Here is a 6,546-nt window from a genome sequence, read left to right as displayed (position 1 = left end):
ATCGCCGTGAAGTTGAACACGCGGCCCCGGAAGACCCTCGACTTCGACACGCCGGCCGATAGGCTGGAGCCCCTGTTGCGCTGACGGGTTGAGTGCACCACGGCTTTCTTCGCGAAGGAGACCCGGTGACGGTGCACCCGTTCATCGAGGCGGAGAAGCAGGCAGGTCACAGCGTCAAGCGGGCGTGTGAACTGCTCAAGGTCTCCCGTGCCGCCTTCTACGCCCGCCGCAATGGCGCGCCCGGTCCCCGCGCGGTCCGCGACGCCGAGCTGACGGAGAAGATCACCGAGGTCCACGAGACGTCGCGGGGCAGCTACGGCGCCCCACGCATCCACGCCGTGCTCCGCCGGGACGGTGACGGCTGCGGCCGCCGCAGGGTCGCCCGCCTGATGCGCGAGGCAGGGCTGCAGGGCCGGCGCCGCAGGCGGCGCCACCGCACCACGATCCCGGACCCGAACGCCGTCGCACGGCCGGACCTGGTCCTGCGCGACTTCCAGCCCGACCCGACCGGCCTCGACGTGCGCTGGTGCGGCGACATCACCTACATCCCGACCGGTGAGGGCTGGCTCTACCTGGCCACCGTCATCGACATCGCCTCGCGCCGCGTGGTCGGCTGGGCCACGGCCGACCACCTGCGGACCGAGCTCGTCGCCGACGCCCTGCGGGCCGCCTGCCGCAGCCGGCGTCCCGACGGTCCGGTGATCTTCCACTCGGACCGCGGCTGCCAGTACACCAGCCGTGAATTCGCCATACTGGCAAGCGAGTTCGGAGTCCGTCTGTCAGTCGGTCGCACCGGCCAGTGCTGGGACAACGCCCTCGCGGAGTCGTTCTTCGCCACGCTCAAGCGGGAGCTGATCGAGGACCGGCCGTGGCCCAGCCGCGCGGCAGCCCGCACAGCGATCTTCGAGTGGGTCGAGGGCTGGTACAACATACGCAGACTGCACAGCAGCCTCGGCTACCGCAGCCCCGCCGACTACGAGGCCGTCCTCGCGGCCTGACCACCACAACGAGGGTGTCCGTCAAAGCGGAGCAAGCTCACTGCATTGCCAGCAGGATGGGACCCATCACCCCGCTGAGGATCAGCACACCCCACCATGGCATCGGTGAGACGATCAGGAGCAGCAGGCAGGGACTGCGGTCACTCCCAGGGAGACGATGACTCCGCTGATGTCTTCCTGTTCTTCGGGAGTGGGCTCGTCAACCTTTAGCCCAAAGGCAAGAATCGCAGCTGCGGCAAGGGCGACGAGGATCGTCCAGCGCACGGACCAGGAAGCGAAGGCGACCAGCTGCAGTCCGATTAGGGTGGCACCTCCCAGCGCGCTGCGTCTCACGGCGCCGGGCCTGGCCGCCCGCGGCTTCGCGGGCCCAGTGCTCGGATCGGACCCCTCTTGGGCGTCGGGTGGTGGGGGCTTTCGCCGGGCCGGCACGATGCTGGCCGAGGGGAGAGTTGGGGGAGTGTCGAGCACGGTCGGGGGTGTGGCGTGGCGGGCTGTGCCCGCCAGGCGGTCTCGGTCGCGGTGGAGGCAAGGTCCGGGGCGGTCGCTGGAGGAGGAGTAGAGGGCGGCTGGTGTGTTGACGTCTCAAGTAGCGCGTCGATCGTGTCGATGACCTCCGTGGCGTCCCTCGCCGCCGTCCGGCCGCACTCGTGCCTGCAACCGGCACACGTGCCATGGCGCCACCGGCCCCGGCCCGGCTGGCCGGCGGATGCTGCAGAACTTGGTCGAGCGAGCACATCGCCCACGGCGGCACGGTTGTCCGCACCACCTGGCACGAGCCCGCCTGTAGGACCTGGGGCCGCCCCTGAACGTTCCGCGTGCCGCAGCCGACCGCCCAGACCACCGTGCTGGGCACCGGCACCCGAGCAGCCGGGCAGCGGTGTGAGGGCCGGCCGCCCCGAACCCGACCCCCTACAGGTTCGCTCCGCGCCGCCACCGTGCAGTGAGATCCCGTCAGATCCGGTGCACCGGCCCCGCCGGGAACCCGGCGCGCCGAGAATGAAGTTCAGGGCCGCGGGACCCGTCTGCAGGATGCAGGCGGCGCCTCGCCCGGCCGTTCCGCGTGGGCCGCCCCGGCCGCAGCGCCCCGATCATCGAGGAGCAACCGCCAGATGCCGAACCACATCGCCGGCCCGGCCGCCCCCACCGCGGAAGAGGCCTACGCGGACGCCCCGGACGACGAGGTCGAGATGCTGGCGCTGATGAACCTCGTTCGCGCCGAGGACCGCACCCCGCAGGAACGCGGCCGGGAGTGGATGCTGCGCTACGCCGCCCAGCAGGATCGTGCCGCGCTGCGCAGGCCCGCGCCGCCGGCCGGCAGTGTCCCGATCCGGCCCGGGGGACGGCCTCCCCGGGACCCGGCGGATTTCGCGAATCAGTTGAGGGAGCTGGACCGCCGCGACGGTTCCGGCCGGGGCCTGCTGGGCCCGGACGCGCCCGAGTGGGACGGTGGGGACAATCCCCTCGGCTATGTGCGGCAGGAGTACCTGGCGTGGCGCAGCGGACAGCTGTCGGACCTGGCCGCGGTGGGGGCGGCGATGCGCGCCATGGCGGAGGTCACGGACGACAACGGGCGCTCCGGGCAGGCGGCCGGCCGCGGCGAACCGTGGCCCCGCGAGCAGCTTCTCGACCTCGCCCGGCGCCGGGTCGCCGCCTACATGCGAGCGGTGGACTTCGGGATCGACGCGGTCGCCGACCAGCGGCGCGCCGAGGCTGAGCTGCGGGAGCTGGAGGTCGCCGGCGGCAGCGCCCGCCGGTAGGCACCTCCGGCCGCCGGGGCCGCGTCAGCGCAGTGGCTGGGCATGCGCGGGGGTGCCCGGCTCCGGGCGGTCGATGAGGACCAGGAGGTGGACCAGGCCGCTGTCCTCGATCTCCACCCGGACGGTGCGCTCGGCCTGCATCGCGATCTCCCGCACAGCTCGCAGCGCGTCCGTTCAGTCAGGAACGCGGCCTTCGCCTCCGATGAGGTCTGTCGGTGGCCCACCCGCACCCAGGCCGTTTGTCACCGCCTGCGAATCGGGATTCGTCCGCACGACCTGACGACCTGACGGCCTGTTCGGCCCTGACGGACGGTGTGTCACTCCGCGGCCCGATACTGTTCCCCGCTCGTGCTTCGTCGAAAAGGGATTCAGATGTTCTCCAAGCGATCTGTCGCTGCCTCCGTCCTGTGTGCGGTTCTTGCCGCTGGTGCGACCGCGTGCGGGGGCGATGGTGGCGGCGGCAGCGGTGCCGCGGCCCGCACCGCTGCCGCGCCCGCAGCGAGTTCGGCGTCGCCCGTGGTGCTCGACTTGCTCAGCGCCGACGAGATAGCGGCCAAGACGCACTCCGCGATGGCGGCGCTCAGCTCGGTGCGGGTGGACGGCAGCATCAGCCTGGACGGGCAGCGGATCACGATGCACCTATCCTCGGACAAGCGGGGTAACTGCACCGGAACGGTCTCGGGGTCCGCCACGGGCGCGCTCGAGATCCGGCGCACCGGGGGCAAGGGCTGGATCAGGGCGGACGAGGCGACCTGGCGAAAGCAGCTCGAGAAGGGCGGTGCCAGCCCGCAGCAGGCCGCGCGCGCCGCAAGCCTCTTCAAGGACCGCTTCCTGACCGGGTTCGACGACCAGCAGATGCCCGAGTCCGCGGCCATGTGCAACGTCATCAAGGGCATGTTCGAGGACACCGGGGAGGACCAGGTCTCCAAAGGCATCGCCGGCAGGACCAATGGTGTCAAGACCATCAGCCTGACCAGCGTGAGCGACGGCAAGAAGCTCGTCCTGCATGTGGCGACCGAGGGTACGCCCTACCTGATCCGCATGGAGACGACCGAGGGCGATCCCGGTGGCATGGATTTCGGCGCGTTCGACAAGCCGTTCACCGTCGAGGTGCCGCCGGCCGACCAGGTCGTGGACTTCTCCGTGTTCAAGGAGCAGCTGAAGCCGGCGTGAGCTCAGGTCGGGTAGGCGTGGGTCTGGGCGGCCTTGACGGTGCCCAGACCTTGCGGCCAGGGGCCAGGTTGGCGGCGGCGCTCGGGGTGATATCGGCCGCGAGTGCCACCGGGTCGGTGAGGTCGACCCGGGTGTGGTCTCCGTACAGTTTCAGCAACTCGCGCACGCTTCTCGATGCAGCGCATGCCGGGTTCGTAGCTCCTGGCCGCGGTCATCAGCGGCTGATGTCGACCGCCGGGCGAGCGTGGATGTGGCCATCCCGGTCAGGACGTGGGTGCTGCCGTCGCGCAAGGCCAGTGTCGCCGTGTCGGTGGGCAGCGGCGAGCTGCCATTGGCCTGCCCGGTGGTGATACTGCTGATCTGGCACCACGGGATGAGCCTGGTGCGTTCGAGAGCGCGATGGGCGATCCCGCGGCTGTCCGCCCGGACGCCTGTCCGCGGTCCCCTGCATGCCAGGACTCCTCCCACCCCTGCCACGACGGCACCGATCAGAATGCCGGGGATCGAGTGGTCAGTGACCAGGATCCCTGCCCCGATCACACCGAAGATCGCACCGACCAAGAACAGCACGCTCCTTTGACCAAGGCTGCGGAACGTGACCGGCTCAGCCGCTGGCTGGATCATGCTGCTGTCCTCTCTGCGCGTTCGACCAGCTTGAAGACCATAGTCTGCACTCGAAGATCAGGCAGCGTCAGCCTCGGCCCGCTCGCCCCCCGCCGCGCGCTCCTGCTGCAGATCGACGAACTCCACCGCTGGCACCGCACCGTCGCCTTCACCTCCGCCGGGACACGCCGAGCCGACAGGCAGACGGCCCTCGCTCCGCGCACCTGGGCGGCCGGCGGGATCAGGTGTTGGAGGTGTCGGCGATGCCGCGCAGGACGGCGTCGGTGTGCTCCCGTTCGCGGCGTTGTTGTGCGGCCCAGTCGCGCATCTCCTGGACGGCTTCGGGGTCGCTGGCGGTGTCGGCGTCCATGACGGTTGCCGCGCCGTCGCCGAGGTCGACGACGTGGTGCTCCATGGTGCCGGTGGTGGCGATGGCCAGGGCGACGAGGAGTTCGTTGGTGACCTCCGGGGTGAGGTGGGCCTTGTTCTCGTCGTCGAGGTCGAGGTGGCCCTCCCCGTCGGGTGCGGCGAGGACGGGGAGGGAGCGGCTGACGAGGTGGCGCAGGACCCGGAACTGGTCGGGGTCCATGCGGGCCTGCAGGGTTTCGAGGTAGAGGCGGACCTGCTCGGCCTTGCTGGGGGCGGCATCGTCGTTCATCCGGGCATCCTGGCACCTGCGGCTGACGCCTCCCAGAGGTTTGCGCCGCCGGGCGCCGACCAGTGCCGGCCTACCGCGGCGCCGTCCTCGTGTCCATGCGGGACTTGCGTCGTTGAACCCGGACGAGCGCCCCGACCAGGGCGCGCGACGAGGCCCTGCCCCCCGTCCGGCACGTACACCCCGACGCGCCGGGCCGACAGGACACCGCCCATCGGGGCGGCCGACCGTACACACCGGCCGCCCCAACCAACGACGCGACAGGCCAGCGTCCTGTGTCGAGCCGGCGGCCCACAAGCCGGGCCCAGCAGCACACAGCGCGGTGCAGGGCAGGCGCCGACGCCGGTCGGCCATCCGGAGCCGGCGGCGAACCCGGCCTCCGTACCGGACATGCTCGCCGAGACCGGCGGCGACCTGCCCGCGGTCGTCCGCAATGCCGCGGTGAACGCGTGGCAGGCCGGCCACATCCAGCCCGGGCACTGGCGCAGCCTCTGACTCGGCGCCCAGCTGCTCACCGGCTGCAGCATCCCGGCGGAGCCGGGTGTCCTCGGCCGGGTGCCGGTTGTTGAACCGGGCGCCGCCCCGTCACCCCACCGCGGGCGACATCCGGCTGTGCCCCGCGGCTCGGCGTCCGGCCCGCACCCGGGCGCCGCGGCCGCGGCCGCCGAATCCTCGGGGCGGCCGGCTGCGGAGACAGACCGCCCCTGCTGCGCCGCTGCTTGCGCCAGGACCCGGCCACTGCCCGGGCTCGGTGGTGCGGGGAAGCGTGCTGATGGTGTGCCGGGGTCGGGAACGCAAGGTGGATCCTGGGAAGGCAATGGAAACCCCGGGAGCCGAGCCGATCGTCTCATCCCCGGGCCGGGCCCGGGGCCGGGGCCGGGGCCGACCGGACAGGGTGAGCCCGAGGTCGGGTGCCGCGGTCGTGCACTGTCTGCAGGTGGCCCGGCACCTTGCCCGGCCTTGTCCCCGGGCCGCGGTTGTCGGGGGTGCTGGCTGGCCTCGCGCGCAAGATCACTGGCGGATGCGGCCGGGTGGGCGAGCCTAGGGGGTTGTGGTGGGCTGGTGGATGAAGGAGCCGGGGGAGCGGTTGCGGTGGGTGCTCGATCCATTGGTGGGGGTGGGGCCGTTGCGGTTCGGGATGAGTCCCTCCGAGGTCGAGGACGCGTTGGGGAAGGAACGGCCGGACGTTTCGACGGGGTACGGCTGGGGTGGACCCGTTGTCCGCGTGGGCTGGCAGGAGTACCTGGAGGAGGGTGTGGCCGCGTTCTATGGGTAGTTCGTGTGTTCTTCCTGTGCTGTGGTTGTTCGTGTCGGGGTGGGGTTCGGTTGCTTTTGCTGACGCGTTGGCGGGGGCGTTGGC

Annotated in this window: 5 protein-coding genes; 3 read left to right on the top strand and 2 right to left on the bottom strand. The window is 71.5% G+C overall.

The window, feature by feature from the left end; genetic code table 11:
* Positions 1–125: 125 nt before the first annotated feature.
* From IE98_RS0141155 to IE98_RS0141140, 3 genes are all read left to right on the top strand, one after another.
* Positions 126–998: an IS3 family transposase gene (locus tag IE98_RS0141155; protein ID WP_030277812.1), complete on the top strand. Its 873-nt coding sequence runs from the start codon at positions 126–128 to the stop codon at positions 996–998.
* 1,109 nt (positions 999–2,107) lie between these two features.
* Complete coding sequence (locus tag IE98_RS0141150; RefSeq protein WP_030277811.1) at positions 2,108–2,755, top strand: hypothetical protein; 648 nt, start codon at positions 2,108–2,110, stop codon at positions 2,753–2,755.
* A 372-nt stretch (positions 2,756–3,127) separates the two neighbouring features.
* The gene (locus tag IE98_RS0141140; RefSeq protein WP_159401256.1) at positions 3,128–3,928 is read left to right on the top strand and encodes a hypothetical protein; all 801 of its coding nucleotides are present in this window, start codon (positions 3,128–3,130) and stop codon (positions 3,926–3,928) included.
* Positions 3,929–4,078: 150 nt separating this feature from the next.
* On the opposite strand, the gene IE98_RS0141135 is transcribed toward IE98_RS0141140, so the two are convergent.
* Together IE98_RS0141135 and IE98_RS0141130 are read right to left on the bottom strand one after the other, a co-directional pair.
* Positions 4,079–4,552, bottom strand: coding sequence for a PH domain-containing protein (locus tag IE98_RS0141135; RefSeq protein WP_030277809.1), 474 nt, complete (start codon positions 4,550–4,552; stop codon positions 4,079–4,081).
* 220 nt (positions 4,553–4,772) lie between these two features.
* Entirely contained in the window at positions 4,773–5,189 is a 417-nt protein-coding gene (locus tag IE98_RS0141130; protein WP_030277803.1) for a hypothetical protein, read from the bottom strand.
* Between the last annotated feature and the right edge of the window lie 1,357 nt (positions 5,190–6,546).

The organism is Streptomyces sp. NRRL B-24484, from assembly GCF_000717715.1.
Classification (GTDB): Bacteria; Actinomycetota; Actinomycetes; order Streptomycetales; family Streptomycetaceae; genus Kitasatospora.
Note: the sequence above shows the minus strand (reverse complement) of the source record. Positions and strands in the feature narration are given on the sequence as shown.

Coding starts and splice junctions, on each gene's coding strand:
- IE98_RS0141135 (WP_030277809.1), bottom strand. CDS start 4,552: ATGATCCAGCCAGCGGCTGAGCCGGTCACGTTCCGCAGCCTTGGTCAA.
- IE98_RS0141150 (WP_030277811.1), top strand. CDS start 2,108: ATGCCGAACCACATCGCCGGCCCGGCCGCCCCCACCGCGGAAGAGGCC.
- IE98_RS0141140 (WP_159401256.1), top strand. CDS start 3,128: ATGTTCTCCAAGCGATCTGTCGCTGCCTCCGTCCTGTGTGCGGTTCTT.
- IE98_RS0141130 (WP_030277803.1), bottom strand. CDS start 5,189: ATGAACGACGATGCCGCCCCCAGCAAGGCCGAGCAGGTCCGCCTCTAC.